This window comes from Hymenobacter ruricola, assembly GCF_015694525.1.
GTDB lineage: Bacteria > Bacteroidota > Bacteroidia > Cytophagales > Hymenobacteraceae > Hymenobacter > Hymenobacter ruricola.
In genome coordinates this window covers 291,666-318,270 of record NZ_JADQDM010000004.1, presented here as the reverse complement: position 1 = coordinate 318,270, position 26,605 = coordinate 291,666, and the positions used below count along the sequence as shown (strand labels likewise).

The 26,605-nt window shown below is 66.0% G+C and carries 20 protein-coding genes; 12 read left to right on the top strand and 8 right to left on the bottom strand.

Annotated elements, in window-relative coordinates; genetic code table 11:
• Positions 1–94: 94 nt before the first annotated feature.
• The 10 genes from I2H31_RS11325 to I2H31_RS11280 all read left to right on the top strand — a co-directional run bounded on the left by I2H31_RS11325 (position 95) and on the right by I2H31_RS11280 (position 15,838).
• The gene (locus I2H31_RS11325) at positions 95–1,351 is read left to right on the top strand and encodes a TCR/Tet family MFS transporter (protein ID WP_196293141.1); all 1,257 of its coding nucleotides are present in this window, start codon (positions 95–97) and stop codon (positions 1,349–1,351) included.
• Between the two features lie 63 nt (positions 1,352–1,414).
• The gene (locus tag I2H31_RS11320) at positions 1,415–1,843 is read left to right on the top strand and encodes a hypothetical protein (RefSeq protein WP_196293140.1); all 429 of its coding nucleotides are present in this window, start codon (positions 1,415–1,417) and stop codon (positions 1,841–1,843) included.
• Between the two features lie 167 nt (positions 1,844–2,010).
• On the top strand, positions 2,011–2,379 hold the full coding sequence (locus tag I2H31_RS11315; protein WP_196293139.1) for a BlaI/MecI/CopY family transcriptional regulator: 369 nt from the start codon (positions 2,011–2,013) through the stop codon (positions 2,377–2,379).
• Between the two features lie 2 nt (positions 2,380–2,381).
• On the top strand, positions 2,382–3,782 hold the full coding sequence (locus tag I2H31_RS11310; RefSeq protein WP_196293138.1) for a M56 family metallopeptidase: 1,401 nt from the start codon (positions 2,382–2,384) through the stop codon (positions 3,780–3,782).
• 160 nt (positions 3,783–3,942) lie between these two features.
• Positions 3,943–6,051 carry a M13 family metallopeptidase gene (locus tag I2H31_RS11305; protein WP_196293137.1) on the top strand — a complete coding sequence of 703 codons (2,109 nt, stop codon included), beginning with the start codon at positions 3,943–3,945 and terminating at the stop codon, positions 6,049–6,051.
• A 95-nt stretch (positions 6,052–6,146) separates the two neighbouring features.
• Positions 6,147–7,934: a T9SS type A sorting domain-containing protein gene (locus tag I2H31_RS11300; protein ID WP_196293136.1), complete on the top strand. Its 1,788-nt coding sequence runs from the start codon at positions 6,147–6,149 to the stop codon at positions 7,932–7,934.
• Positions 7,935–8,045: 111 nt separating this feature from the next.
• Positions 8,046–9,770: a T9SS type A sorting domain-containing protein gene (locus I2H31_RS25480; RefSeq protein WP_196293135.1), complete on the top strand. Its 1,725-nt coding sequence runs from the start codon at positions 8,046–8,048 to the stop codon at positions 9,768–9,770.
• Positions 9,771–9,879: 109 nt separating this feature from the next.
• Positions 9,880–11,628 (top strand): T9SS type A sorting domain-containing protein, encoded by a 1,749-nt coding sequence (locus tag I2H31_RS11290; RefSeq protein WP_196293134.1) that lies wholly within the window; start codon positions 9,880–9,882, stop codon positions 11,626–11,628.
• 310 nt (positions 11,629–11,938) lie between these two features.
• Positions 11,939–15,517 carry an endo-1,4-beta-xylanase gene (locus I2H31_RS11285; protein WP_196293133.1) on the top strand — a complete coding sequence of 1,193 codons (3,579 nt, stop codon included), beginning with the start codon at positions 11,939–11,941 and terminating at the stop codon, positions 15,515–15,517.
• 96 nt (positions 15,518–15,613) lie between these two features.
• Entirely contained in the window at positions 15,614–15,838 is a 225-nt protein-coding gene (locus I2H31_RS11280; protein WP_230687684.1) for a PID-CTERM protein-sorting domain-containing protein, read from the top strand.
• Between the two features lie 132 nt (positions 15,839–15,970).
• On the opposite strand, the gene I2H31_RS11275 is transcribed toward I2H31_RS11280, so the two are convergent.
• The 4 genes from I2H31_RS11275 to I2H31_RS11260 form a co-directional block, all read right to left on the bottom strand.
• Positions 15,971–17,065 (bottom strand): chorismate mutase, encoded by a 1,095-nt coding sequence (locus tag I2H31_RS11275; RefSeq protein ID WP_230687683.1) that lies wholly within the window; start codon positions 17,063–17,065, stop codon positions 15,971–15,973.
• Between the two features lie 145 nt (positions 17,066–17,210).
• Positions 17,211–18,074 carry a prephenate dehydrogenase gene (locus I2H31_RS11270; protein ID WP_230687682.1) on the bottom strand — a complete coding sequence of 288 codons (864 nt, stop codon included), beginning with the start codon at positions 18,072–18,074 and terminating at the stop codon, positions 17,211–17,213.
• A 70-nt stretch (positions 18,075–18,144) separates the two neighbouring features.
• Positions 18,145–19,356, bottom strand: coding sequence for a pyridoxal phosphate-dependent aminotransferase (locus tag I2H31_RS11265; protein ID WP_196293132.1), 1,212 nt, complete (start codon positions 19,354–19,356; stop codon positions 18,145–18,147).
• Positions 19,357–19,715: 359 nt separating this feature from the next.
• Positions 19,716–20,252 carry a DUF4833 domain-containing protein gene (locus I2H31_RS11260; protein WP_196293131.1) on the bottom strand — a complete coding sequence of 179 codons (537 nt, stop codon included), beginning with the start codon at positions 20,250–20,252 and terminating at the stop codon, positions 19,716–19,718.
• 171 nt (positions 20,253–20,423) lie between these two features.
• Here I2H31_RS11260 and I2H31_RS11255 point away from each other — a divergent pair, with 171 nt between their 5' ends.
• A complete protein-coding gene (locus tag I2H31_RS11255) occupies positions 20,424–21,515 on the top strand; it encodes an NADH:flavin oxidoreductase/NADH oxidase (protein ID WP_196293130.1) in 1,092 nt (363 codons plus the stop codon).
• Between the two features lie 112 nt (positions 21,516–21,627).
• Here I2H31_RS11255 and I2H31_RS11250 read toward each other — a convergent pair whose 3' ends face one another.
• A complete protein-coding gene (locus I2H31_RS11250) occupies positions 21,628–22,155 on the bottom strand; it encodes a DinB family protein (protein WP_196293129.1) in 528 nt (175 codons plus the stop codon).
• Between the two features lie 195 nt (positions 22,156–22,350).
• Between I2H31_RS11250 and lysA the strand changes: the two genes are divergently transcribed.
• Complete coding sequence (lysA, locus tag I2H31_RS11245; protein WP_196293128.1) at positions 22,351–23,583, top strand: diaminopimelate decarboxylase; 1,233 nt, start codon at positions 22,351–22,353, stop codon at positions 23,581–23,583.
• 106 nt (positions 23,584–23,689) lie between these two features.
• On the opposite strand, the gene I2H31_RS11240 is transcribed toward lysA, so the two are convergent.
• From I2H31_RS11240 to I2H31_RS11230, 3 genes are all read right to left on the bottom strand, one after another.
• A complete protein-coding gene (locus tag I2H31_RS11240) occupies positions 23,690–24,112 on the bottom strand; it encodes a hypothetical protein (RefSeq protein WP_196293127.1) in 423 nt (140 codons plus the stop codon).
• Positions 24,113–24,232: 120 nt separating this feature from the next.
• A complete protein-coding gene (locus tag I2H31_RS11235) occupies positions 24,233–25,084 on the bottom strand; it encodes a pirin family protein (RefSeq protein ID WP_196293191.1) in 852 nt (283 codons plus the stop codon).
• Between the two features lie 168 nt (positions 25,085–25,252).
• Positions 25,253–26,599 carry a Gfo/Idh/MocA family protein gene (locus I2H31_RS11230; protein ID WP_196293126.1) on the bottom strand — a complete coding sequence of 449 codons (1,347 nt, stop codon included), beginning with the start codon at positions 26,597–26,599 and terminating at the stop codon, positions 25,253–25,255.
• Positions 26,600–26,605: the final 6 nt, after the last annotated feature.

Sequence of the window (26,605 nt, the reverse complement as noted above, 5' to 3'; positions counted from 1 at the left end):
TACGGCCTGGCCAAACCGGTACGGCCGACGTACTAAAGCAAGCAGATATCAGCATAATCCCCCATCTTTGCTAGCGTATTTAGCAATTTGTGTTATGCCGTCGCAACGCTCGCCTGCCCTGGGGTTCATTTTCGTCACGCTGCTGATTGACGTCAGCGGGCTCGGCATCATCATTCCGGTGGTGCCCACGCTCATCCGGCAGCTCACGGGCGAGGGGCTGAGCCAGGCGGCGGTGTATTCGGGCTGGCTCACGTTTGCCTACGCCGGGGCCCAGTTTTGCTTTGCGCCGGTGATGGGCGGGCTCAGCGACAAGCTGGGGCGGCGGCCGGTGCTGCTGGCCGCGCTGCTGGGCCTGGGGCTCGACTACATTTTCTTGAGCTTTGCCCCCACCCTGGCCTGGCTGTTTGTGGGCCGCGTGATTGCGGGCATGACCGGGGCCAGCTTCACCACGGCCACGGCCTACATCGCCGACATCAGCACGCCCGAAAACCGGGCCCAGAACTTCGGCATGGTGGGCGCGGCGTTTGGCATCGGGTTCATCATCGGGCCGGCGCTGGGCGGGCTGCTGGCCGACTACGGCTCGCGGGTGCCGTTTATGGTGGCGGCGGGCCTGAGTTTGTGCAACTTCCTGTACGGCCTGCTGGTGCTGCCCGAGTCGCTGGCGCCGGAAAAGCGGCGGCCGTTTGAGTGGGCGCGGGCCAACCCGCTGGCCTCGCTGCTGCGGCTGGGGCGCTACCCGGCCATGCTGGGCCTGGTGGCCTCGCTGCTGCTGATTTACCTGGCGGGCTCGTCGGTGCAGTCGGTGTGGACATTTTACACGGAGCTGAAGTTTGGCTGGACCGAGCGCATGGTGGGCATCTCGCTGGGCGTGGTGGGCTTGTTTTCGGGGCTGGTGCAGGGCGGGCTGGTGCGCGTGGCCATCCCGAAGCTGGGCGTGGCCCGGGCCATTACGGCGGGCCTGCTGTGCTACACGCTGGGCCTGGTGCTGTTTGCCTTCGCCCCCAGCGGCTGGCTGATGCTGGCGTTTCTGGCGCCCTACTGCCTGGGCGGCATCGCGGGGCCGGCGCTGCAAAGCGCCGTGTCGGGCCAGGTGCCGGCCAACGAGCAGGGCGAGCTGCAGGGCGCCCTCACCAGCCTGATGAGCGCCACCGGCGTGGTGGGCCCGCTGCTGATGACCGGCCTGTTCCGGTTTTTCACCAAGGAAGGCGGGCCGGTGCACTTTCCGGGGGCGCCGTTTTTGCTGGGGGCGCTGCTGGCGCTGGCCAGTGCGCTGCTGGCGGCGCGTTCCCTGCGCCGGCACCCGCCAGTGGAGGCTCCACGGCCTGCCTCCGAGGCCATGCCGGCTCATTAGTCGCTAGTTCGAGCCAAATAAGGGCCGCTTGCGTACTTTGCCAACCGCTGCCTTTTATTGCCTATGACCTCGGAAATACCCACGCCACTTATCGAATTTCTGTACCGCGACGACCTCGACATCTTGGTGGGGCGCTGGGGCTACCAGCCCGACCCGCGCGAGCTGCCGGCCGTGTACCAGCAAATGACCGACCAAGCGCTGGCCAAAAATGCCCGTTTCTGGCTGCAGGACATTCGCCGCCGCACCGTGAACGACCCGTCGACGACGGAATGGCTGCTCACCAAGTTTTTCCCCGACATGGCGCAGCGGCTGGGCGGGCGGCTCTACATCGCCTACCTGGTGGGCCCGGCGCTGCACGAGTCCATCGTGAAACAGCCCGGCTACGTGCCCGCCGAGGCCTACGACGGCAAGCCCTTCGCCACGTCCTTTTTCGGCGACGAAGGCGCGGCCATTCGCTGGCTCCAGATTCAGCAGACAGACAAGGTGCATTAGCCGCCGCGGCAGCTTCGGCCTGGGGTGCGGCGGCTATTTTTTCAGCAATTAAAGCCTTTCCAGTTCGTGGAGAGGCTTTTTTGTTTCTACCACAACAATTTTCTACCCAGCCCGTTTGGGAATTACGAAAAATTCGTAGATTTACGACATCATCGTATAACCAAACTATGGAACGCCTTACCCAACCCGAAGAAGACGCCCTGCGCGTGCTGTGGCCGCTGCCCGGTGGCGGCTTTGTGAAAGACGTGCTCGACCAGTTGCCCGAACCGCGGCCGCCCTACACGACGCTGGCCAGCACCCTGCGCAATTTGGAGCGCAAGGGCTACGTGCGCGCCGAAAAGCTGGGCAACTCTTACCGCTTCGTGCCCGTGGTGACGGCCGACGACTACCAGCGCCGCTCCCTGGGCACGCTGGTGAAGCAGCACTTCCAGAATTCCTATAAGGAGTTGGTGTCGTTTTTCGCGCAGGAAAACAAGGTCAGCGCGGAGGATTTGCAAGAGATTATTAAGCTCATCGAAAGCAAAAAGCCCGAATAGCCATGCCGCTCTCGCCCACGTTGCTGTATCTGCTAAAGGCCAACGGCGCGCTGCTGCTGTTTGCGCTGGCGTATTTCGGGCTGCTGCGCCGGCTCACATTTTTCACGCTGAATCGGGTTTATCTGGTGTTTGCGCTGCTGTTTTCGGCGGTGTACCCGGCGCTGCCGGTGCCGGCGCTGCTGCCACCGCTGGAGGCGCCGGCCGTGGCCACCGCGGTGGCGGTGCTGCTGCCGCAAACTACGGCCGGGGCCGGGACGCCGCAGGCAGGTCCGACCGCCGTAGCAGCCCCGGCCGAAACGCCCATCGACTGGAGCGCGGTGGTGCTGGCCGTGTACGCGGCGGGGGCCGCGGTGGGGCTGCTGCGGCTGCTGGTGCAGCTGCTGTCGCTGGGGCGGCTGCGGCGCACCTCGCGGCCGGCCGTGGTGGGCGGGGTGCCGGTGCGGGCGCTGCCGGGCGAGGTGAGCCCGTTTTCCTTCGGCTCGACCATTTACCTGAACCCGGCCCGGCACCCGGCGGCCGAGCTGGCGGCCGTGCTGCGCCACGAGCAGGTGCACGTGCGCCAGTGGCACACCCTGGACGTGCTGCTGGCCCAGGTGGCGCAGGCGGCGGCGTGGTGCAACCCGGCGGCCTGGCTGCTGCGCCGCGCCCTGCTCGACAACCTCGAATACCTGGCCGACCACGCCGTGCTCGCCGCCGGCCTCGACCGGCGCGCCTACCAATACAGCCTGCTGCGCCTGAGCCAGGGCGCGGCGGGGCCGGCTTTAGTATCGCATTTCACTTTTCTCACCCTCAAAAACCGTGTTGCCATGATGAACCAACCGCATTCTTCGACCGGACAGCTGGCCCGCTATTTCGTGGCCGGGCCGCTGGTGCTGGCCCTGGCGTTGGGCTACTCCGGGGCCCGGGCCCAGGGCGCCCGCCCGGCCGCCTCGTCCCAACGCAAAACGGCCGCGCCCACCCTGCCAGATACCCGGCCTGAGCCCGTCACGCACTACATCGACGGCAAGGTGAGCACCGTGGCGGAGGTAATTAAACTGGGCGCGGACAACGTGGCATTTATCACGCCACTGAAAGGCGATAACGCCCGAAAATTCTCCGGCAACCCGCAGGACGAATACGTGATGGCCATCACCACGAAGCAGAACCAGAACCGCGCCGATGTGAAGGCTTTCAACGCGCGGGTAGAGGCGGCAGACACCGAAACGGAGGCCGAAGTGAACGTGCTCACGCCCGCGGCGTTGGCCTTTATCACTAAAAACTACCCCAACTCGCGCATTATCGAAGTCACCAAGCTGAACCACCCGCCCACGGGCTTGGGGGTGACGTACAAGGTGCATTTGGCCGAAGGCCGCCGGCCGCACTATGCCTACTTCGACGACAAAGGGAATGCGGTAAAGCTGTAAAGCAGCAGCGCCATGCGTTGCGCCGCCGTACCAAGTTGCATCCAGAGAACAAAAAAGCCGCTGCCAATTTCGGAAGCGGCTTTTTTGTTCCCCGGATGCAGCTTGCGCGGCCGCGTGGCTTCTTTGTTGCTCTTTTGTGTGAACGCAACGCTTCGTTTTTATGAACAACTTCTCCTCCCGCCCCTGGCTGGCGGCGGCCCTGGCACTGGCCAGTTGCGCCGGCACCAAGCCCGCCGCTGTGGCCACCACCACTCCCACCGCGGCGCCCGTGGTGGCCGCGTCCTCCGCGCCCAACGACCCGAAAGGCGTGGGGCTGGACATGGCTGATATTGACCGCTCGGTGAATCCCTGCGACGACTTCTTTCAGTTTTCGGGCGGCAACTGGCTGCGGAGTAACCCCGTGCCGAGCTACGCCAGCAGCTGGGGGCCGCGCAACCTGCTCGGCAACCGCACGCAGGACTTGCTGCGCAAAATTCTGGAAGACGCGGCGGCCAACCGCAACGCCACGCCCGGCTCGAACCTGCAGAAAGTGGGCGACTTCTACGCCGCGGCCATGGACACGGCGGCCATCGACCGGGCCGGCCTGGCGCCGCTGAAGCCGGAGCTGGACCGCGTGGCCGCCGTGCGCGACGCGGCCACCCTGCGCGCCGAAATCATTCACTTGCAGGAGTTGGGCCTGGGCGTGTTTTTCCGCATTGGGGTGGACGTGGACGAGAAAAACACGTCGCAGTACGCCGTGCAGATGAACCAGGGCGGCCTCACGCTGCCCAACCGGGAGTTCTACTTCAAGACCGACGCGCGCACCGAGAAGGTGAAAACGGCCTATCGCACCTACGTGAAGCAGCTGTTTGAGCTGCAGGGTGCCGCCCCGGTGGTGGCCCAGCTCGACGCGGCCACCGTGGAGCGCATCGAAACGCGGCTGGCCAAGGCCTCGCGCACGCCCGTGGAGTTGCGCGACCCGCAGGCCAACTACAACAAGCTGACCGTGGCCGCCGCCCAGAAGCGCTACCCGACGCTCGACCCCAAGGGCCTGCTGGCGGGCTTGCAGATGGGCAAAGCGCAGGAAATCATCATCGGCCAGCCGGCGTTTTTCGACGAGGTGAACGCCGTGCTGAAGACCGAGAGCGTGCCCGACCTCAAGGCCTACCTGCGCTGGCACTTGCTGCGCAGCTCCGCCGCGGCCCTGCCCACGCCCTACGCCGAGGCCGCCTTCCGCTACAACCAGGCCCTGACCGGCGCCAAGCAGCAGGCCACCCGCTGGAAACGCATGCAAGCCGTGACCGACCAGACCCTGGGCGAGGCCTTCGGGCAGTTGTACGTGGACCAGGCCTTCCCGCCCGCGGCCAAGGCCAAGGCCCTGGAAATGGTGAACAACATCAAGGCCAGCATGGCCGAGCACATCCAGACCAACACCTGGATGAGCGCGCCCACCAAGGCCGAGGCCCTGAAAAAGCTGAACGCCCTGCGCGTGAAAATCGGCTACCCCGACGTGTGGAAAGATTATTCGACCCTGAAAATCACCCGCGAAAGCTACCTGAGGAACGTGCTGGCGGCGCGGCAGTGGGAGCGCCGCCGCGAGGCCGCCCACCTGGGCCAGCCCATCGACCGCAACGAGTGGGGCATGACGCCGCCCACCATCAACGCCTACTACAACCCGCCGATGAACGAAATCGTGTTTCCGGCCGGCTACCTGCAGCCGCCCTTCTTCGACCCCAAGGCCGACGACGCCATCAACTACGGCGCCATTGGCGGGGTGATGGGCCACGAAATGACCCACGGCTTCGACGACCAGGGCCGGCAGTACGACGCCGAGGGCAACCTGCGCGACTGGTGGACGCCGCAGGACGCGGCCGAGTTTACGAAGCGCGCCGCCGTGGTGGGCCGGCAGTACGACGCTTTTTCGCCCCTGGACTCGGTGCACGTGAACGGGCAGCTGACGATGGGCGAAAACCTGGCCGATTTCGCCGGCCTCACGGTGGTGTACGGCGCCCTGCAGAAGCAACTCCAGCAGCGCTACGGCAGCGGCCCGCGCCCGAAGTTCGACGGCTTCACGCCCGAGCAGCGCTACTTTCTGAGCTGGGCGCAGTTGCGCCGCCAGAACATCCGGCCCGAGGCCCTGCGCCAGCAAATCGCCACCGACCCGCACTCGCCCGGCCAGTACCGCACCATCGGCCCGCTGATGAACATGCCGCAGTTTCAGCAGGCGTTTGGGTGCCAGGAGGGCGACAAGATGATTCGGAAGCCGGCCGATAGGGCCGTGATTTGGTAGCTGCTTCCGTTGCTTTAATGGCTTAATCCTTGCCGCAAGAGGCCCCGATGCTCCGCGTCGGGGCCTCTTCTTTTTCCTTTCCAAAGCACGTTGGGATGAAACACCTTTCCGCACTCGCCCGCGGCCGGCACCTGGCCGGCCTGCTGTTGTTATTGCTGCTGGCCAACGCCGCGGCTTTTGCCCAGGCGCCGGCCTGGCAAATGGCGCTGTCGGCGGCCCCGGCCGATTACAGCCCTCACTACAAAGTGGCCACCACCGTGACGGATGCGGCGGGCAATGTTTACCTAACGGGGCGGTTTGTGGGAACCGCCCGCTTTGGCGCCACCACCCTCACGAGTGCCGCCGGCAACCCGGAGCTGTTTGTGGCCAAGTGGAGCCCGGCCAGCAACGGGTTTGTGTGGGCGCAACGCGCGGGCGGTAGCAGCTACAACTTCGTCACGGCCATTGCGGTGAGCGGCTCGAATGTGTACATCGCCGGGAGCGTAACCGGTAATGCCACGTTTGGCCTGCCCGTTTCCGCGGCCTTCGCCGACGGCGGCTTCATTGCCAAGCTTGCTGATATGGGCAACCGGGCGGACTTTGCGTGGATAGAGCGCACCGATTTTGGCATAGCGGCGCTGGCGGCGGCTGGCACCAGCTTGTATGCCACGGGGTCTTTCTACCCCACGGCGCACTTCGGCAGCATCACGCTGACCAACGCGGGCCAGCTGGGCGGCAGCTTCGTCAGCCGTCTTACCGACACCGGCCCGGGGGTTGCCTACAATTGGGCCCGGCAGTTCGGAGGCCCGGCAGAATTCAACAGCTGGCCTACGGCGCTGGCCGTTCAGGGGGCGGCAGTTTACGTCACCGGGCGCTTTGAGAGTGCTAGTATGACATTCGGCTCGACTACCTTAACCAACCCCAACACTACCCTGGGCAGAAATACCGCCGATTTGTACGTGGCGAAACTAACGGATGCCGGCACCAGCGCCACTTTCACCTGGGTGCAGCAGGCGGGGGGCATGGCCCACGAGATACCGATGGACATGGCCGTGAGCGGCTCAAGCATTTACCTGGCGGGGGTTTTTGGAACCTATAGCGGCAGCAGCTCGGCGATGCCGGCCAACACGCCCTCCACCTTTGGCAGCACCGCGCTGGTGAGCACCGGCGAGTACGACGCGTTTGTGGCCAAGCTCACGGATGCGGGCCCCGCCGGCCGCTTCGAGTGGGCCCAACGGGCCGGGGGCGTCGGCAACGACTCGGCCACGGCCATCACCGTGCGCGGCGACCAGCTATACGTGGCGGGCACCTTCCTCAGCCCGCAGGCCGGTTTTGGCAGCAGCACCCTCGGCAACGTCAGCACGCCCAACACCTTTTATAGCGCGGACATTTTCGTGGCCCGCCTCACCGACCTGGGCAGCAGCAGCCGCTTCGACTGGGCCCAGCAAGCCGGCGGCCCCGGCCGCGACTTTGCCAACGGCATCTCTAGCAGCGGCACCTCCGTGTATGTGAGTGGCGGCGCCGGGGGTGATGCCAGCTTTGGCAGTCAAGCTATCAATCCTGGCCTTCTGTCGCCGCTATACGTCACCAGCTTCCTGGCCTCCCTCCCAGACGCCGGCTTGGTCACGGCCGCTACCTCGGCCCTGCGCGGTACCGCGTTCGGCCTCTTCCCCAACCCGGCCCGCGTCACCACCGCCGTGAGCTTGCCGGCCGTGCCCGGCGCCGCCACGGCCACCCTCACGTTGCTCGACGCGCTGGGCCGGCAAGTGCGCACCGAAACCGTGCCCCTGCCCGCCGCCGGCCGGCGCCACGAGTTGAACCTCACCGGCCTGGCCCCCGGCCTCTACGCCCTGCGCGTGCGCGCCGGCGCCGAAACCGCCACCCGCCCGCTGGTGGTGGAGTAGGCCGGCTTGTTTGCCTTGCCCAGAGAAGCCCCGGCGCGCGCGCCGGGGCTTCTTGTTGCGCCTATCTTTGGGCCGGGCTTGCCATTGGTGGCGGGCTTTTCTTTTTGCTTAGTGAAGCACGTCTACTTTTTACGCAACATGCACCGCTGGCCCGCAACCGGGCTGCTCCTGATTCTTTCGTGGCTGGCCGGGCCGGCAGCGCGGGCGCAGGCCCCGGCCTGGCAGCTGGCCGTGGCCACCACCGGCAGCGCCGACCTTTCGCAGGTTTATGGCAGCGCGGCCGACGCCGCCGGCAATGTGTACATCGGCGGTAGCTTCCGGGGCACCGTCGCATTTGGCGGCACCACGCTCACCAGCGTCGGCAATTATGATTTGTTTGTGGCCAAGTACAATCCGGTCAGCCGGGCCTTCGAGTGGGCGGTGCGCACCGGCGGCACCTCCAACGACCAAGTGAATGCCGTGGCCGTGAGCAGCGCGGGCATCTACATCGCCGGTTTCACCCAGAGCGCGCTCATCAACTTTGGCCCCAGCACCCTGAGCGCCAGCGGCGGCGCCGATGCCTTCGTGGCGAAGCTCACGCCGGCCGGGGGCTTTGTGTGGGCGCTGCCCGTCAGCGGCGATGGCTTCGATGAAGCGCTGGCCCTGGCCGCCAATGGCCCAAGCGTGTACGTGGGCGGGCATTTCAGCAGCAATTCGGCCAGCTTCGATGCCCTGCGCCTGCCGAACACCGGCACCGTCAACGCCGGCTACGACGATGGGTTTGTGGCCAAAATCACCGATGCGGGGACCACGGCGGGCTTTGCCTGGGCCCAGGGCCTGGGCGGCACCAACCACGACAAGGTGACGGCCCTGGCCGTGACCGGCGCCGATGTGCTGGTGGCTGGCAGTTTCCGCGTCACCAGCACGTTTGGGCCTTTCACGCTGACCAGCGCCGGCTTTCAGGACGTGTTCGTGGGCAAGCTGCTCGACACCGGTAGCAGCCGCAGCTTTGCGTGGGTGCAGCGGGCCGGCGGCAGCACCGGCGACGACGTGGCCCAGGGCGTGGCCGGGCGCGGCAACCGGGTGTACGTGGCGGGCTATTTCGACAGCAACACGGCCAGCTTCGGGCCCACCGCCCTGGCGCGCGCCGGCGATTACGACGTGTTTGTGGCCCAACTCACCGATGCGGGCAGCAGCGGCAGCTTTGGCTGGGCCCAGCGCGCCGGTGGCACCAACGACGACCGGGCCTACGGCATAGCGGCCACGGCCGATGGCGTGTGCGTGGCCGGGTACTCGCGCAGCGCCACGGCCACTTACGGCGGCACGACACTGGCCAACTACGGCAGCAACGGCGGCGCCGACGTCTTCGTGACCCGCTTGGTCGATACCGGCAACAGCGGCAGCTTTGCCTGGGCCCAGCGCGCCGGCGGCACGAGCTCAGACCAGGCGTATGCATTGACGCTTGCCGGTCCGGCCCTGTACGTGGCCGGCGCGGTTTCGCCCCAGGCCATTTTTGCCCCGCTCACCATCAACGTTCCCACAAACACATCCATACCTTTCCTGGCCGCCCTCGCCGACCCCACCATTACCGCCACTCCCGCGGCCAAAGGCTCCCTAAGCTTCGGCCTCTTTCCCAACCCCGCCCGCACCGCCGCCACCGTGCAGCTGCCCGCCGTGCCCGGCGCCGCCACGGCCACTCTCGTCCTGCTCGACGCGCTGGGCCGCCAAGTGCGCACCCAAACCGCTGCCTCCAACGCCCGCGTCGACCTCGACCTGCGCGGCCTGGCCCCCGGCCTCTACGCCCTGCGCGTGACGGCCGGAGCTGAAACCGCCACCCGCCGGCTGGTGGTAGAGTAGCCGCCCAACTTGCTGCCCCAGAAGCCCCGGTGCCCGCGCATCGGGGCTTTGCTGTGCGGCTATCTTTAGGCGGGCATTCTACCATCGGCGTGCCGCTACTCTCTTTTTTATGAAGCACGTTTCCTCCTTGATGCGCCGCGGGCCCGTGGCCGCGCTGCTCCTGATTCTTTCGTGGCTGGCCGGGCCGGCAGCGCGGGCGCAGGCCCCGGCCTGGCAGGCAGCTACGGCCTTTGCCCCCACCAACGCGGCCACCTACTCTTCGCTGGTGAAGGCCACGGCCACCGACGCGGCCGGCAACGTGTACATGGCCGGCTACTTCACGGGCACGGCCACCTTCGGCGCGGTCACGCTCACCAGCGCGGGCAATACCGATGTGTTCATTGCCAAGTGGAACCCCCGCACCGCCGCCCTAGCGTGGGTGCAACGGGCCGGTGGCCCCGGCGTCGATGGTGTGTCGGGCATCGCCGTGAGCGGCAGCAGCGTGTATGTGGCGGGCTACTTCACGGGCACGGCCGGCTTCGGGGGCACCACACTCACGTCGATGGGCGGCGGCAACTCCGATGCCTTCGTGGCCAAGCTCGCCGACGCGGGCAGCGCCAGCACCTGGGCGTGGGTGCAGCCCATAGGCAGCACCGCCGCCGACCAGGCCACCGCCGTGGCCGTGAGCGGCAGCAGCGTGTACGCAACGGGTTATTTCGCGGGCACGGTGGCCTTTGGAGGCACCACACTCACGTCGGCGCCCGGCAGCGCCGCCGACGCCTTCGTGGCCAAGCTCACCGACGCGGGCTCCAGCGCGAGCTTTGCCTGGGCCCAGCGCGGCAGCACCGGCCTCACCTACGGCTTCATCTACGGCGTGGCCGTGCGCGGCGGCAGCGTGTACCTCACCGGGTATTTCACCGGCACCGCGTCGTTCGGCCCCGTCGGCCTGGCCTCGGCCGGCAGCGGCGATGTGTTCGTGGTCAAGCTCACCGACGCAGGCGCCACCAGCAGCTTCACCTGGGGCTTGGCGGCCGGGGGCATCAGCAACGATTACGCGTTTACGGTGGTGCCAGGGGCTGGCAGCAGCCTCTACATCGTGGGCCGCTTCGACAGCCCTACGGCCGGCTTCGGGGCCACTACGCTCACTAACGTCACCGCCGCCAGCCCCACCATGCCCGATGTATTCGTGGCCAAAATCACCGATGCCGGGCCCACGGGAGCGTTCACCTGGGCCCAGGCCGCCGGGGGCCCTGGCGTTGATATCGGCGTGGGGCTGGCTGTGAGCGGGCCCAATGTGTACGTCGTGGGCCATTTCCAGGGCACGGCCGCCTTCGGCGGCGCCGCGCTCACCTCGGTGAGTACCAGCAACAGCGACGTGTTCGTGACAAAGCTCGTGGACGCGGGCCCCACCAGTGCCTTCGCCTGGACGCAATCGGGCGGCGGCTCCGGCGCCGATTTTGGCTACGCCCTGGCCCTGGCTGGCAGCAGCGTGTATGCGGTGGGCAGCTTCGTGGCGCCGGCCACCTTTGGGTCCATCGCCGTCACGGGTAGCTTCGGCGGGTCGGTAGCCTACCTCGCCTCCCTCACCGACCCCACCCTCCTCGCCACCACCGCAGCCCAGGGCTCTCTAAGCTTCTCCCTGGCGCCCAACCCGGCCCACACCACGGCCACCGTCACGCTGCCCGCCTTGCCCGGCGCCCCCACCGCCACCCTCGCCCTGCTCGACGCGCTGGGCCGGGCGGTGTTCGTGCAAACCGTGCCGCTGCCCGCTGCCGGCCTGCGCCATGAGCTCGACCTGCGCGGCCTGGCCCCCGGCCTCTACGCCCTGCGCGTGACGACCGGAGCTGAAACCGCCACCCGCCGGCTGGTGGTGGAGTAGGAAAGCCGGCCGTCCGGCCGCAGCAGCTTCAACAGTTACCTTTTTAAAGGGCTTCCGCCGTGGCGGAAGCCCTTTTTCATTGTGCCGACGCACGACGCGGCGGACGCCTAAAAAGATTTTGGCCTGTGCCGCCTATCGCAAACGGTTGTATAACTATCACAATCGTTGCCGCTCAAAAACATAGTTATTCAGCAGAAAAACAGGTATTTATTCAGGAGAGAAGGAGGCTATTTTTAAAGCAAGGCCAGGGTTTGCAGGAGCTACCACGGCTGATTCTTTATCCACTTATCCCACCCAAACCCGTCTTCCTATGAAGAAACTTCAACGCGTTTTTCTCACGCTCGCGGCCGCTTTCAGCGGCCACTTCACCCTCTCGGCCCAGAATGCGCCGGTGCCTTTCGAGGCCGAAACCGGCACTTCGGCCGGGGCCCCCATCAGCGGTGCGGCGCAGGGCGACTGGGCCTTCCGCACGGCGGGCACCCCGGCCGTGACGTATGCCACCAGCCTCACCGACGTGTCGGGCTACACGGCCCCGGGCTCGCCGGGCGGCGGGGTGGGCGCCACGGCCCCGGCCACGGCCGGCCGCGTGCTGAGCTACACGGTCACGTTTCCCGGGCCGGGCACCTACGACTTGTACGCCCGCATCCGCATCGGGGCCAACGGCGCCAACGACGACAGCTTTTTTGAGCCGGCCGGCTTCGGGGCCAAAAGCCCCACCACGCCCGCCGACTGGGTGAGCAGCAACAACATCTTCAACATCGGCTACACCGGCGCCACGCAGGTGGTGGACGGCGGCGGCGGGGCCGGCACCGGCGTGTGGAAGTGGGTCAACTTCTCGAAATACAGCTTCGGCGGGGCGCCGCTGGTCACTTACACCGTACCGGCCGGCGCCCTCACCCAGACTTTCCAGATTGGCGCCCGCGAAGACGGAATGGACTTCGATAAGTTCGTGTTCGGGCAGAGCGGGCTGTATTTCACGGTGGCGAATCTGGATGCGGGCGCGCAGGGCTCGGCCACGCCGCCGGTCACGTTCACGCCCACCGGCCCGCCGCTGGCCACCGGCAAGCCCAAGTACCTGGGCTGCGCCTACAGCGCGCAGCAGGCGCCCTTTTTCGGCAATTATTGGGACGCGGTGACGCCCGAAAACGGCGGCAAGTGGGGCAGCGTGGAAGGCACCCGCGGCGTGTTCAACTGGGCCGACGCCGACGCGGCCTACGCCCAGGCCGTGGCCACCGGCGGCCCGTTTCGCTTCCACACCCTCATCTGGGGCACCCAGCAGCCCACCTGGATGGCCGGCCTTTCGCCCGCCGACCAGCTCGTGGAAATCAATAACTGGTACGCGGCCGTGGCGGCGCATTTCGCGGGTAAGCGCATCGACTTTATCGACGTGGTGAACGAGCCCACCCACCAGCCGCCCACCGGCGCTTCGGGCCCCGATGGCGGCGGCTACCTCAACGCGCTGGGCGGCAGCGGCACCACCGGCTGGGACTGGGTCATCACCTCTTTCCAGCTGGCCCGCCAGTATTTCCCCAACGCCAAGCTGATGCTGAACGAGTACAGCGTGGAAAACGAGCCGGCGCGGGCGGCCACGTACGTGACCATTGTGAACCTGCTGAAAGCGCGCGGGCTGATTGACGCCATTGGCATTCAGGGGCACTCGTTCTCGCTGGCGTCTACTTCCACGGCGTCCATTCAGGCCAACATGGCCACGCTGGCCGCTACCAATTTGCCGCTCTACATCACCGAGTTTGACCTCGATGGCCTGGCCGATGCCGACCAGCTGGCCAACTACCAGCGCGTGTTTCCGCTGTTTTGGGAAAACCCGGCCGTGCGCGGCATCACCGTGTGGGGCTACCGCGTGGGCCACTGGCGCACCGCCCAGGGCGCCAACCTGGCCAACGCCGACAACACCGAGCGCGCGGCGCTGGTGTGGCTGCGCGGCTACGTGGCCGGCGCCTACACCGGCCCCCTGTGGACCGGCAACACCAGCAGCGCCTGGGGCACCGCCAGCAACTGGATAACCAACAACGGCGCCCCGGCCAACTCCGTCGTGTCATCGGCCTCGGCCTACGCCCTGCCCCTGGCCACCGATGACGCCTTTTTCCCGAGCTACGCCGCCAACCAGCCCAGCGTGAGCGGCGCGCAGGCCATTCGCAGCGTCACGCTCTCGGGCAGCGGCGCCACCCTCACCACCCCGGCCGGCAGCACCCTCACCCTCACCGGCAACCTGACCAACAACGGCGGCGCCCTAGCGGGCAGCGGCAACGGCACCATCGTGCTGGCCGGCACTGCGGCCCAAACCATTGGCGGCAGCAGCGCGTCGACCTTCCAGAACCTGACCGTGGGCGCGGCCGGGGCCAGCCTGGCTGCCCCGGCCGGCGTGCGCCAGCTCCTGAGCCTGACCGGCAACCTCACCACCAACGGGCGCGCCTTCACGCTGCTTTCCGACGCCGCGGGCACGGCCATGGTGCTGAACACCAGCGGCGCCGTGGTGGGCAACGCCACCGTGCAGCGCTACATTGCCTCCACCAACACTGGCCTGGGCTACCGCCACTACGCGCCGCCCGTGAGCGGCAGCACGGTGGCTGATTTGGCTACCAGCACCTTCACGCCGGTAGTGAATTCGCAATACAACACGGTGGGCAACACCGTGACGACTTTCCCCACGGTATTCGCCTACAACTCCTCGCGTCTGTTCGCGTCGGCCGCACCCACAACCAGCGCGTTCGACTACGGCTGGGAATCGCCCGCAACTCTCGGTGACGCGTTGAATCCCGGCCAGGGCTATTCGGTGAACCTGAGCGGCACGCAGCTCGTGGATTTTGTGGGCCCGCTCAACAACGGCAGCATCAGCCGCACCGGCCTCACGCGCAGCGCGCAGCCGGAATCGGGCTGGCAGCTGCTCGGCAACCCCTACCCGGCCCCGCTGGATTGGGAAGCCGTGAGCACCACCGGCCTCGATGCGGCCGTGTACGTTTTCCGCTCCAGCGGCCCCTATGCAGGCACCTACGCCAGCTACGTGCGCGGCGGCGCCAGCACCAACGGCGGCACCAACCTGCTGCCGGTGGCGCAGGGCTTCTTCGTGCGCACCACCTCGGCCGCCACGCCTGGGGCCATCAACTTCGCCAATTCGGCCCGCGCCACCACCTACGCCAGCCCGGTGTTCCAGCGCAGCACCGCCGCCACCGACCCGCTGGTGCGCCTGGAGCTGCGCGCCGCCACCGGCCCCGCCGATGAAGCCGTCGTTACCTTCGCCAGCGGCGCGACGGCCGGCTTCGACCCCGCCGCCGATGCCTACAAGCTCACCGCCGGCAACGCCCCTGTGCTGGCCAGCGAAGTAAGTGCCACCGAGCTGCTGTCCATCAACGCGCTGCCCGCCCTGGGCACCGCCGACGTGGCCGTGGCCCTGCGCCTGACGGCCCCGCAAGCCGGCGCCTATACCCTGCGTGCCACCGAGCTCCTAAACCTGCCGGCTGGCCGCTATGCCTACTTGCGCGACGCACTCACCGGCACTTTGTTCGACCTCAGCCAGCCCACCGGCTACACCGTGAACCTGGCCGCCGGCCCGGCCGCAGCCGGACGCTTTGCGCTTATCATCAGCCAAAACCGCGTGCTGGCCACTGCCCCAGCCGCTCTCAGCCAGCAAGTGGCCCTCTACCCTAACCCGGCCCACGGCAGCGTCTCGCTAAGCCTGCCCGCCGCGCTGAGCACGCACGCCGTGGAGGTGTCGTTGCTGAATGCCCTGGGCCAAACCGTGCTACACCAGCCCCTGCCCGCCAGCGCCGACCTGCTGCACCCCCTCACGCTGCCCGGCCTGGCCCCAGGCATCTACACGGTGCGCCTGCAAACGGCCGCCGGCACCCTCAGCAAGCGCCTGACCATCAACTAAATTCTTGCCTTCAAAGCCTCCGGCTGCCGTGGACGGCCGGGGGCTTCTACCGGGCCGGCATGGTCATTTCTCCCATATTTTGTATCCCATTTTCTCATGAACAAACCTAACAACATCTGGCGCCTGACGCTGGCGGCCGCCGTGTTCTGGCTGGCAGCGGGGGCCGCTTCGCAGGCGCTGGCGCAGGGCCCCAGCACCGGCGGTCCCGCTCCCGGCACGCCCGCCGCCACCGATGTGCCGCTTGATGGCGGCGCTTCACTGCTGCTGGCCGCGGGCGTCGGCTTTGGCCTGAAGCGTTTGCGCGGCCGTCGCAAGGAGTAATTATTCCTTGCACAGCATAAAAAACTCGCCTCACTGCGCGTGAAGCGAGTTTTTTATATACTATTAGTATAAAACGCGCACAAGACGCTATTTTGTGTGCCTACATCCCGCAGAATGCGGGGCTGTCCGGCGCTAGCCCTCCATCACTTTGTTCTGGCGGTTGACGGACTCTAAATGTACGGCGGCAAAGTACTGCTCCACAAACTCGCGCGTTAGCCCCACCGAGGCGCCCTGGCGGAAGGCCCGGTCCAGCACCTCATTGAAACGGTTGGTTTGCAGGATGGTGATGTCGTTTTCCTTTTTGTACTGACCAATTTTCTCGGCCACGGCCATGCGGCGGCCCAGCAGCTGCATTATCTCGGCGTCGAGTTGGTTGATTTGCTCGCGGAAGCTGGCCAGCGCCGTGAGAAACTCGCGCTGGTCGGTGGTTTCGTGGCGCCACACCAGCGCCTCAATCAGGTCGCGCAGCACTTCGGGGGTGATTTGCTGCCGGGCGTCGCTCCAGGCGCTATCGGGGTCGATGTGGCTTTCCAGCATGTTGCCGTCGAAGCCCAGGTTGAGAGCCTGCTGGGCCACGGCCGCCAGCGTGTCGCGCCGGCCGCAAATGTGGCTGGGGTCGCAGAGCAGCGGCAGCCCGGGCAAGCGGCGCTTCATCTCAATGGGCAGGTGCCACATCGGCGCGTTGCGAAAATCGGTGTTGCCATAGCTCGAAAAGCCGCGGTGAATGAGGCCCACGTGCTGCAAACCGGCTTTTTGCAGGCGCTCCACGGCGCCGGCCCACAGCTCCAGCTCGGGGTGAATGGGGTTTTTCACCAGCACCGGCACGTCCACGCCGCGCAGGGCGTTGGCGATTTCCTGCACCGAAAACGGGTTGCCGGTGGTGCGGGCGCCCACCCACAAAATGTCGATGCCGAAGGCCAGGCAGTCTTCCACGTGCTTGGCGGTGGCCACTTCCACGGCGGTGGGCAGGCCCATTAGCTCGCCTGCTTTCTTGAGCCAGGGCAGGCCCCGGGTGCCCACGCCCTCGAAGCCGCCGGGCTTGGTGCGCGGCTTCCAGATGCCGGCGCGCAGGGCCTGCACCTTGCCGGTGGCGGCCAGGCGCCGGCTGGTTTCGAGCACCTGCGCCTCGGTTTCGGCCGAGCACGGCCCGGCAATGAGAAAGGGCTTGTCGTCGGGCTGGCGGTTGAACAGGGCCGATTTCATGGCAGGAATGGTGAGTGAATTCATGGGAATAGGTTGGTTTTTATTTTATTTCAGACGGTCATGCTGAGCGCAGTCGAAGCATCTTGCTTGGGTCACTGAGTCAATCGATTGGATTACTGCCCCACGCGAGATGTCTCGACAAGCTCGACATGACGTGCTGTTTTGGCCCTTAGGGCAGGATTTTGCGAATGTGATTGGCTTGCTCAATCTGCTGGGTCAGGCTGCCGTAATCCTCCCGCGCCAGCAGCTTGCGCAGGTGCTGCAGCTGGTGCAAATGCTCATCGAGCACGTCGAGCACGTTCAGGCGGTTTTGGCGGAGGATGGGCACCCACATGGCCGGCGAGCTCTTGGCCAGCCGCACCGTGGAGGCAAAGCCGCCGCTGGCCAAATCGAAGATGCGCTGCTCCTCTTTTTCCTTTTCCAGCACCGTGAGGGCCAGCGCAAACGAGGTGATGTGCGAGATGTGCGACACGTAGGCCGTGTGCAGGTCGTGGGCCGCGGCATCGAGGCAGAGCAGGCGCATCGCCAGCGCGCCAAACAGCTTTTCCACCAGCTGCACAGCGTCGGGGTCGCTTTGCTCGGCATCGCACAGCACCACGGTTTTGCCATCGAAAAGGCCCGGCACGGCCGCCTCCGGCCCCGAATGCTCGGTGCCGGCCATGGGGTGCGCGGCCACAAACCGGCCGCGGCGCGGGTGCCTGGCCACGGCGGCCAGCAACGCCTGCTTGGTCGAGCCCACGTCGATGACGACCTGGGGCGGGGCCACGGCATCGAGCACGGCGGGCAGCACCGCGAGCATGGCGTCCATGGGCACCGCCACCACAATGAAATCGGCTTGGCGTACGGCCGTGGAAAGGTCGGTTTCGATTTCATCAACCAAGCCCAGCTCCAGGGCGCGGCGCGCGTGGGCTAGGCTGGCCTCCACGCCCACGAAATGCCGGGCCAAGCCCTGCTGGCGCAGGCTAAGCGCCAATGAGCCGCCGATGAGGCCGAGGCCGATGATGGTGATAGTCATGTGGTTGTATTGTAGCATAGTGGATTAGTGGATTGGCGGATTGGTGCAGTCGGCTGTCATCCTGAGCGCAGCGAAGGACCTTGTCACGTCAGCGCGGCAGTTGTTCAGGCGTGAGAAGGTCCTTCGCTGCGCTCAGAATGACAGCCGGCTGCACCCGGTCCAGGGCCTCGCGCAGCACGCCCTCGGGCTGGCAGAGGCTGGCCCGCACGTAGCCCCGCCCGTTGCTGCCGAAAATGCCGCCCGGCGTGAGAAACACCCGCGCTTCGGCCAGCACGGCATCGCTCAGGGCGTAACCGTCGGCGTACTCGGGCGGCACGGCGGCCCACACGAACAGGCCCACCTGGCCCGGCGCCGGTGCGCAGCCCAGGGCGCGCAGCAGCGCCCGCACCAGCTCGCGGCGGGCGCGGTAGGTGGCATTTAGCTCCGCAAACCACTCGGGGCCCAGCGCCAGGGCCGCCACGGCCGCCTGCTGCACCGGCAAAAACATGCCCGAATCCATGTTGCTTTTGAAGCGCAGCACCTCGCCAATAAGGTCGGCGCGGCCGCACAGCATGCCCACGCGCCAGCCGGCCAAGTTGTGCGACTTGCTGAGCGAATTCAGCTCCAGCGCCACCTCACGGGCGCCGGGCACGGCCAGCAGGCTCAGCGGCGGCGTTTCGTTCAGGATGAAGCCGTAGGGGTTGTCGTGCACCAGCAGGATGTGGTGCCGCCGGGCAAAGGCCACCAATTGGGTCAGAAAGGCCTCGTCGGCCGCGGCACCGGTGGGCATGTGCGGGTAGTTCACCAGCATGAGCTTCACCCGCGAAAGGTCGGTTCGGGCCAGGGCTTCCAAATCGGGCAGCCAGCCGGCCGCGGCGCACAGGTCGTACTCGCGCACTTCGGCCCCGCTGATTTCGGCCACGGCGCGGTAGGTGGGGTAGCCGGGGTTGGGGATGAGCACCGCGTCGCCGGCTTCCAGAAAGGTCATGGCGATGTGCATGAGGCCTTCTTTGGAGCCCAGCAGCGGCAGGATTTCACCGGCGGGGTCCAGCGTCACGCCGTAGTGCCGCTGGTAGAATTCGGCCAGGGCACCGCGCAGGGCCGGCGTGCCCTGGTAGCCCTGGTAGCCGTGGGCGCCGGGCTGGGTGGCGCCGGCCGCCAGGGCCGCCACCACACTGGGGTGCGGCGGCAAATCGGGGCTGCCGATGCCGAGGTTAATGATGCTGGCGCCGGCCGCGTTCAGGGCGGCCAGCTCGCGCAGCTTGCGCGAGAAGTAGTATTCGCCGGTATGGGCCAGGCGGCGGGCCACGGAAATATGCATGGGAATAGGCAATAAAAAAGGCCTCCGAAATGCGGGGGCCCTGGGGTTGTTGGCGGTGAGTTGGAGGGATTAACTCGGGCAACAGCGGGCCGGCTTCTTCGGGCAGAAGGAGTAATAGCCGTAATAAGAAAGAGCCTGCGGCGAGGGTAGCATGAGTGAATCGGGCATTAAAAAAGCGCCTCCCGATGAACGAGCGGCGCTGGAGAAGTCTGCGGGTTAGCTACAAACGACGGCTCACTCTACGCGGGGGCGTAGAGGTAATAATAGCCGAAAAAGGTGCGCGTCTGGAGCATGAGCGGGTTGGTTGCGGCGGCAAGATAGGCACGCCCGCCAGAAATCCAAACGGCCCGAGGCCGCCGCTACAGCATGATGCGCTCCGTCAGCGGCTCGCGGGTGGCAGTGTTCAGGCCCTTGAATTCGATGTACTTCACGTTGGGCACCCAAAACGTGCCGCCTTCGATGCGCAGAAACACACGCTCCAGCTGCAGCTGCTTGCCGCCGAGCGTGGCAAACACGTGAAAACTCTTGTCGATGAGCGACTTTTGCAGGAAGAAACGAACCTTGTTGTAGGCCGCAAACTTCAGCTCGTACCTGTCGGCGGCCAGCTTTTCGGCGGTGAGGCCGTAGGCAAACTTGCGCTGAATGAAGTTCAGCTCCTTGCGCTCGCCGTGCTCGTCGTAGCGAATCCAGAAGGCGTTCACGGGCTCGTCCTCGTCGAGGCGGCCGGCGCGGTCCACGTTCAGCTGGTAAATCACCGTGTTGGTGTTGGGGTCGCGCTGCAGGTAGAATAGCTGGCGGGCCACGCCGCTGGGCACCGGAAACACGAGGGCTGGTGGCGGGGCCTGCGCCGGGACAAAAAGCAGGGTAAAGAACAGCAGAAAGACCGTTGCCGACATTTTTTCGGGCCAATACGAGGAGGCCACAAAGGTACGGTCCCGGCCACCGGCCGTGGCTGTCCGCGGTGCCCAGTTTCGATGTTACAGTGGCCGTTTATCGGGCTGCCGATAACCCGGACGGCCAAAAGTGGGTTAAGGCAGCTTGGTTGCTGACCTCACTCTTTGCCCTTTATGATTAAGCTATTTGAACCCCTGGCCCTGCGCGGCGTCACCCTCAAAAACCGCATCGTGGTGTCGCCCATGTGCCAATACAGCGCTCAGGACGGCTTTGCCAACGACTGGCACCTCGTGCACCTGGGCAGCCGCGCCGTGGGCGGCGCCGGCCTCATCATCCAGGAAGCCACGGCCGTGTCGCCGGAAGGCCGCATCAGCCCCGAAGACCTCGGCATCTGGAAAGACGAGCACCTGCCCATGCTGCGTCGCATCAACGAGTTCATCACGGCCCAGGGCAGCGTGCCGGGCATCCAGCTGGCCCACGCCGGCCGCAAGGCCAGCACCTACGCCCTGTGGCGGGGCGAGGGCACCGTGCCCGAAAGCGAAGGCGGCTGGCCAGTGGTGGGCCCCAGCGACGTTCCTTTTGCTCCCAACTACCCCCAGCCCCAGGCCCTCGACGCCCAAGGCATTCAGAAAGTCATTGCCGACTTCCGGGCTGCTGCCCAGCGCTGCCTTGCCGCGGGCTACCGGGTGATTGAGCTGCACGGCGCCCACGGCTACCTGCTGCACCAGTTTCTGTCGCCGCTGAGCAACCAGCGCACCGACGAGTACGGCGGCTCTTTTGAAAACCGCGTCCGGCTGCTGCTGGAAGTAGTGGCCGCCACCCGCGAGGTGTGGCCCGAGGAGTTGCCGCTCATCGTGCGCATTTCGGCCACCGACTGGACGGAAGGCGGCTGGAACGCCGACGACGCCGTGCAGCTGGCCGCCCTGCTCAAAACCCGCGGCGTGGACCTAATAGACTGCTCCACCGGCGGCAACGTGCCCAAGGCGCCCATTCCCGTGGGCCCCGGCTATCAGGTGCCCTTTGCCGAGCGCATCAAGCAGGAAGCCGGCATTCGGACGGGCGCGGTGGGCCTCATCACCAACCCCGCCGAGGCCGAAGCCATCCTGGCCAACGGCCAGGCCGACCTGGTGCTGCTGGCCCGCGAGTTTCTGCGCGAGCCCTACTTTCCGCTGTTTGCGGCGCACGAGCTGGGCGTGGAAGTGCCCTGGCCGCCGCAGTACGAACGCGCGAAGCCGCGCGTGCACGCCGTGGCGGGCCAACGGTAATAACAGAACGTCATGCAGCGCGCCGCGAAGCATCTCTACCGTGCAACGCAAACCAATTACTTGCGCGGTAGAGATGCTTCGCGGCGCGCTGCATGACGTTTTTTCATTCGCTTCAAACCAAGCTCAAGCTGCGCACCCACTTGGCCGTTACCAGCAGCTGGCCGAGGTGGCGCGTGGTGTGTTCGGCGGCGTGGGTCAGGATGCCGATGACGGTGGACGGCACCTGGGCCCGGCCCACGCCGCGCCCCTCCGCGAGGGTGGCCACGTCGGTGGTTTGCAGCTGGGCCAGCGCCGCGTCGACTTCCTGGCTGAAACGCGCCACCAGCCGCTGCACCGCTTCGGGCTCGATGGGCAGCGGCGGCACTTCGGCGTGAAAATCGGCGAACTGGCTGTCGGTCAAGGCTTCGGCGCGGGCGTAGGTTAGCAGGCGGTTGAGCACGCCGGCCAGGTGCTGGAGGTGGAAGCCCACGGAGGCCACGCCCGCGGGCCGCTCGTTGAGCAGCGCGGGCGGAAAGTCGTGCAGGGCGGCGGTTAGTTCTTCGCGGGCCTGCAGCAGGGCGTGGGCCACGGGCTGGAGCAGGGCCGGCACGCCGGGCAGCGGGCCGCGCAGCCAGACTTCGAGAGGTTGAGGAGCAGGCATTGGAAACGAGATGAGGACAAAACAGGGGAATTAAGCAGCAAGAAAGAACGTCATGCAGAGCGCGGCGCAGCATCTTTACCGCGTAACGCAATCAAACTACTTGCTGCGGTAAAGATGCTGCGCCGCGCTCTGCATGACGTTCGTTGGGTTGAAACGGCCCATTCAACGACTCTTCCAAGTCGTACTTTTGTAATTATGTCGAATATCAACGAGGCGCTGCGCGCCGCCGCCGAGCAGTTCGGCACCCCGCTTTACGTTTACAACGCCGCCGCCATCACGCGGCAGTATGAGAAGCTGACCACCGCTTTCAAGGGGCACAAAACGCGCTTTTTCTACGCCTGCAAAGCCTTGAGCAACGTGGCCGTGCTACGCCGCATCCACGGGCTGGGCTCGGGGCTCGACTGCGTGAGCATCAACGAAGTTAAGCTGGGCCTGCACGTCGGCTTCGCGCCAGATGACATTCTGTTCACGCCCAACTCGGTAACGTTTGAGGAGTTGGTGGAAGCCAAAAACCTGGGCGTCAACCTCAACATCGACAACATCTCGCTGCTGGAGCGCTTCGGGGCCACGTTTGGGGGCTCGTACCCGGTGTGCGTACGCCTGAACCCGCACATCGAGGCCGGCGGCAACTACAAGATTCAAACCGGCCACATCGACTCCAAATTCGGCATCAGCATCCACCAGATGCGGCACCTGGAGCGCGTGGTGAAGGGCACCGGCCTGCACGTGCGCGGCCTGCACATGCACACGGGCTCCGAAATCAAGGACGTGGGCGTGTTCATGCGGGCCCTGGACATTCTGTTCGACGCCGCCACGCGCTTCCCCGATTTGGAGTTTCTGGACCTGGGCTCGGGCTTCAAGGTGCCCTACAAGCCCGGCGACCCCGAAACCGACGTGAACGCGCTGGGCACGCAGGTGGCGCAGGCCTTCAAAGCCTTCGAGAAAGAATACGGCCGCGCGCTGGAATGCTGGTTTGAGCCGGGTAAGTACCTGGTGAGCGAATCCGGCTTCCTGCTGGTGAACGTGGCCGTGGTGAAGCAAACCACCGCCACGGTGTTTGCGGGCGTGAACTCGGGCTTCAACCACCTGATTCGGCCCATGTTCTACGACAGCTACCACCACATCAGCAACCTGACCAACCCCAAGGGCACCGAGCGCCTCTACACCGTGGTGGGCAACATCTGCGAAACCGACACCTTCGCCTGGGACCGGCTGCTGCCCGAAATCCGCGAAAACGACCTGCTGGCTTTCCACAACGCGGGCGCCTACGGCTTCGAGATGAGCAGCAGCTTCAACTCGCGCCCCCGCCCGGCCGAAGTGCTGCTGGACGAAAGCGGCGAGCTGCGCCTCATCCGCCGCCGCCAGACGTTTGAGGACCTGCTGGCCGGGCAGGTGGACGTGGAGTTGGCGGCAGGGGTTAAGGGGTAAGAAAAACGGCTGTCATCCTGAGCGCAGCGAAGGACCTTTTCACGTTGGAATGCTATATTCTGACGTGAAAAGGTCCTTCGCTGCGCTCAGGATGACAGCCGTTTTTCTAACTCCCTACCGACTCCAGCCACTCAGTCGCCTCGGCTTCGTTCTCGAAGGTGCGGTACACGTGCGCCAGGCCGCGGTTGGCCATCACCAGCTGGTTCATGGCGAGGCGGGCGAATACGTCGTGCGCCACCAGGGCGGCGCCGTGGCGGTAGCCGCAGTCGCGCACGGCGCCGGGCAGCCACTCGTTGGTCATCCAGTCGAGCTCGGCGGGGGTGTAGGGCGCCATGGCGCGCTGGTCAATCAGCGCCTTCGACCACTGGCGCCGCAGCAGGGCCTGCGCCAGATGCGTGAGCAGGGCCCGAAACTGCACCATTTCGCGCGCGCCGGGCCGGTATTCCAGCCGTACGTAGCCCTGGGGCTCTTCCCAGATTCGGCCAATGCTGTTTTCGAAATAAAGGGTGCGGGGCGAAGGTTTGAGCATTAACAACATGAAGACAAAAGCAAAGCCGGCAACTGGCCCGCAGGCGCGAATTGCGCTGGCTGCACGCCTCAACCATCAACGCGCGGTTGAGGTTATGCGGCGGCGCGGCTTTTCGTTAAACTAGCCTTTCCAGGCGCCGAAAGCCCCGCTTTGGTAGTCGCGGTAGGCTTGCTGAATCTCGGCCTCGGTGTTCATCACAAACGGCCCGTAGGACACCACCGGTTCATTAAACGGCAGCGCGTGGCCCAGCAGCAGCACGGCATCGGCCAGGGCCGCAATGGCCAGCTCGTCGCCGTCGTGGTTGAACTCGACCAGCTGGCGGGCTTGGGCTTCGGCGCCGCTCACCTGCACCGCGCCGCGCACCACGTAGAAGAAAACGGTGCGCGCCGCCGCCACGGGCAGCACCACGCGGCTGCCAGCCGGCAACTCCAGCCAGGCCAGGGCCACGTCGGCCAGCGGCTGCACGGCCCCGGCGGTGCCGGCCCACTCGCCCGACACGGCGTGCACGACCACCCCGCCATCCAGCGTCACGGCCGGAATCTCGTCTTTTTGCAGCCCGATGTAGCGCGGCGCCACCATTTTGTCTTTGGCCGGCAGGTTCACCCAGAGTTGCAGGATTTCGAGCGGCCCGCCCGTTTGCTTGAACGCTTCGGAGGAAACTTCGGCGTGAATCAGGCCGCTGCCGGCCGTCATCCACTGAATGCCGCCGGCGTTTATCACGCTTTCGTGCCCGCCGGTGTCCTTGTGCAGGATGTCGCCTTCCAGAATAAAGGTCACCGTCTCGAACCCGCGGTGTGGGTGCGGGCCGAAGGGCAGGCCCTTGTTGCTGGGCCGGTACACCTGCGGGCCGTGGTGGTTCAGAAACAGAAACGGGTCGAGGTACTCCACCGAGCTAGTGGGCAGCGCCCGGTAAGTCACGAGGTCGGCAATGGGGGCATTAACGGCCCGGTGCAACTGCTTGATGGTGCGCATGGTGGTGGGAATTTTAGGAAAATAAAGATGAACGCTCATGTCGAGCGGTGAGAACGGTCATGTCGAGCTTGTCGAGACATCTCGCGTGCCGCCACTAATCCATTGATTACTGCCCCGAGCGAGATGTCTCGACAAGCTCGACATGACCATCGTGTTTGGCTCTGCTCCTCAAGCCTCTTCCTCCTGCGGCGGCGAACCCCGGAAAGCATCAATCTTGGCCACGGCCGGCAGCTTCACCGGCTTGTTTTCCTTGGCCGATTGGTAGATGGCTTCCATGATGCGCTGGTCCTGCAGGCCCTCTTCGCCGGGCGTGAAGGGGGTTTTATTGTTGCGCACGCAGTCGGCCATGTGGTCCAGCTCCAGCGCAAATTGGTCTTTCTGCGGGTCGTTGGGCGTCTCCTTCAGTTGCTTGCCTTTGGGGGCGTGCACGCGCTCCTGGTGCAGGCCCTGGTAGGTGAAGGCCGGGTCCATTTTGATGGTGCCTTCCTCACAGTGCACCATGTAGCTCTTGTTGTTGAACGTGCCGTAGCCGGTCATGCACTGCGAAATCACGCCGCTGGGGAAGCGCATCGTAAACGTCACGTTCTCTTCCACTTCCTTAAACCGGTCGTCGCCGGGCGTGGTGTATATCTGGGCCGAAACCTCGGTGGGCTCCTCGCCCAGCAAGTAGCGCGTGGTGTTGAGGCAGTACAGGCCCACGTCGGGCAGCGAGCCGCCGCCGGCCAGGGCTTTTTTGTGGCGCCACTGCTGGTCATGGGCCTGGTTCTGGTTGTTCACCATCTGGATGAGCTTGGGCTTGCCGTAGGTTTTGTCGCGCACCGCTTGCTGGGCCATGCGGTTCAGCGGCTCGTACTGAATGCGGTAGGCAATCATGAGCTTTTTGCCGGCTTTTTTGCAGGCCGCAATCATTTCCTCGCACTCTTTAGAGGACACGGCCATGGGCTTTTCGCAGAGAATGTGCTTGCCGGCCTTCGCGCCGCGGATGGTGAATTCGTGGTGCATGGAGTTGGGCAGCACGATGTAAATCACCTCCACTTCGGGGTTGTCCTTGAGTTGGTCGTAGGTCTGGTAGGAGTAGCAGCTGCTGGCCTTGATGCCGTATTGCTGGGCCACTTTGCGCATTTTTTCGGGGTCACCGCTCACCAGGGCCACCGGTTTGGCGTGCTTGCTCTGGCCGAAAGCGGGCAGAATCTCGTTCAGCGTGAGGTGGCCCAGGCCCACGATGGCGTAGCCCACGCGGCGCTCGGGCGCGTCGGGGTTGAAGGGCTGGGCGCCCTTGGGGTCGGTGGGCGCTTCCAGGGCGGGCAGCTTGATGTCGAGCGGGCCACTGACGGGCGGCGCGGCGGCATCAGCCGAGGCCGCAGCGGCTTCGGCGGCGGCCACGGGCAGGGCGCTGGCCACGCCCACGGCCAGCAGGCCGCGCCCGGCGTGGTGGATGAACTGGCGGCGCGATTCGTCGTGGCCGGGCTCCGCATCGGCAGTGGCGGGCAGGGCGGGCGTAGTTTCTTGAAACATGGGGAG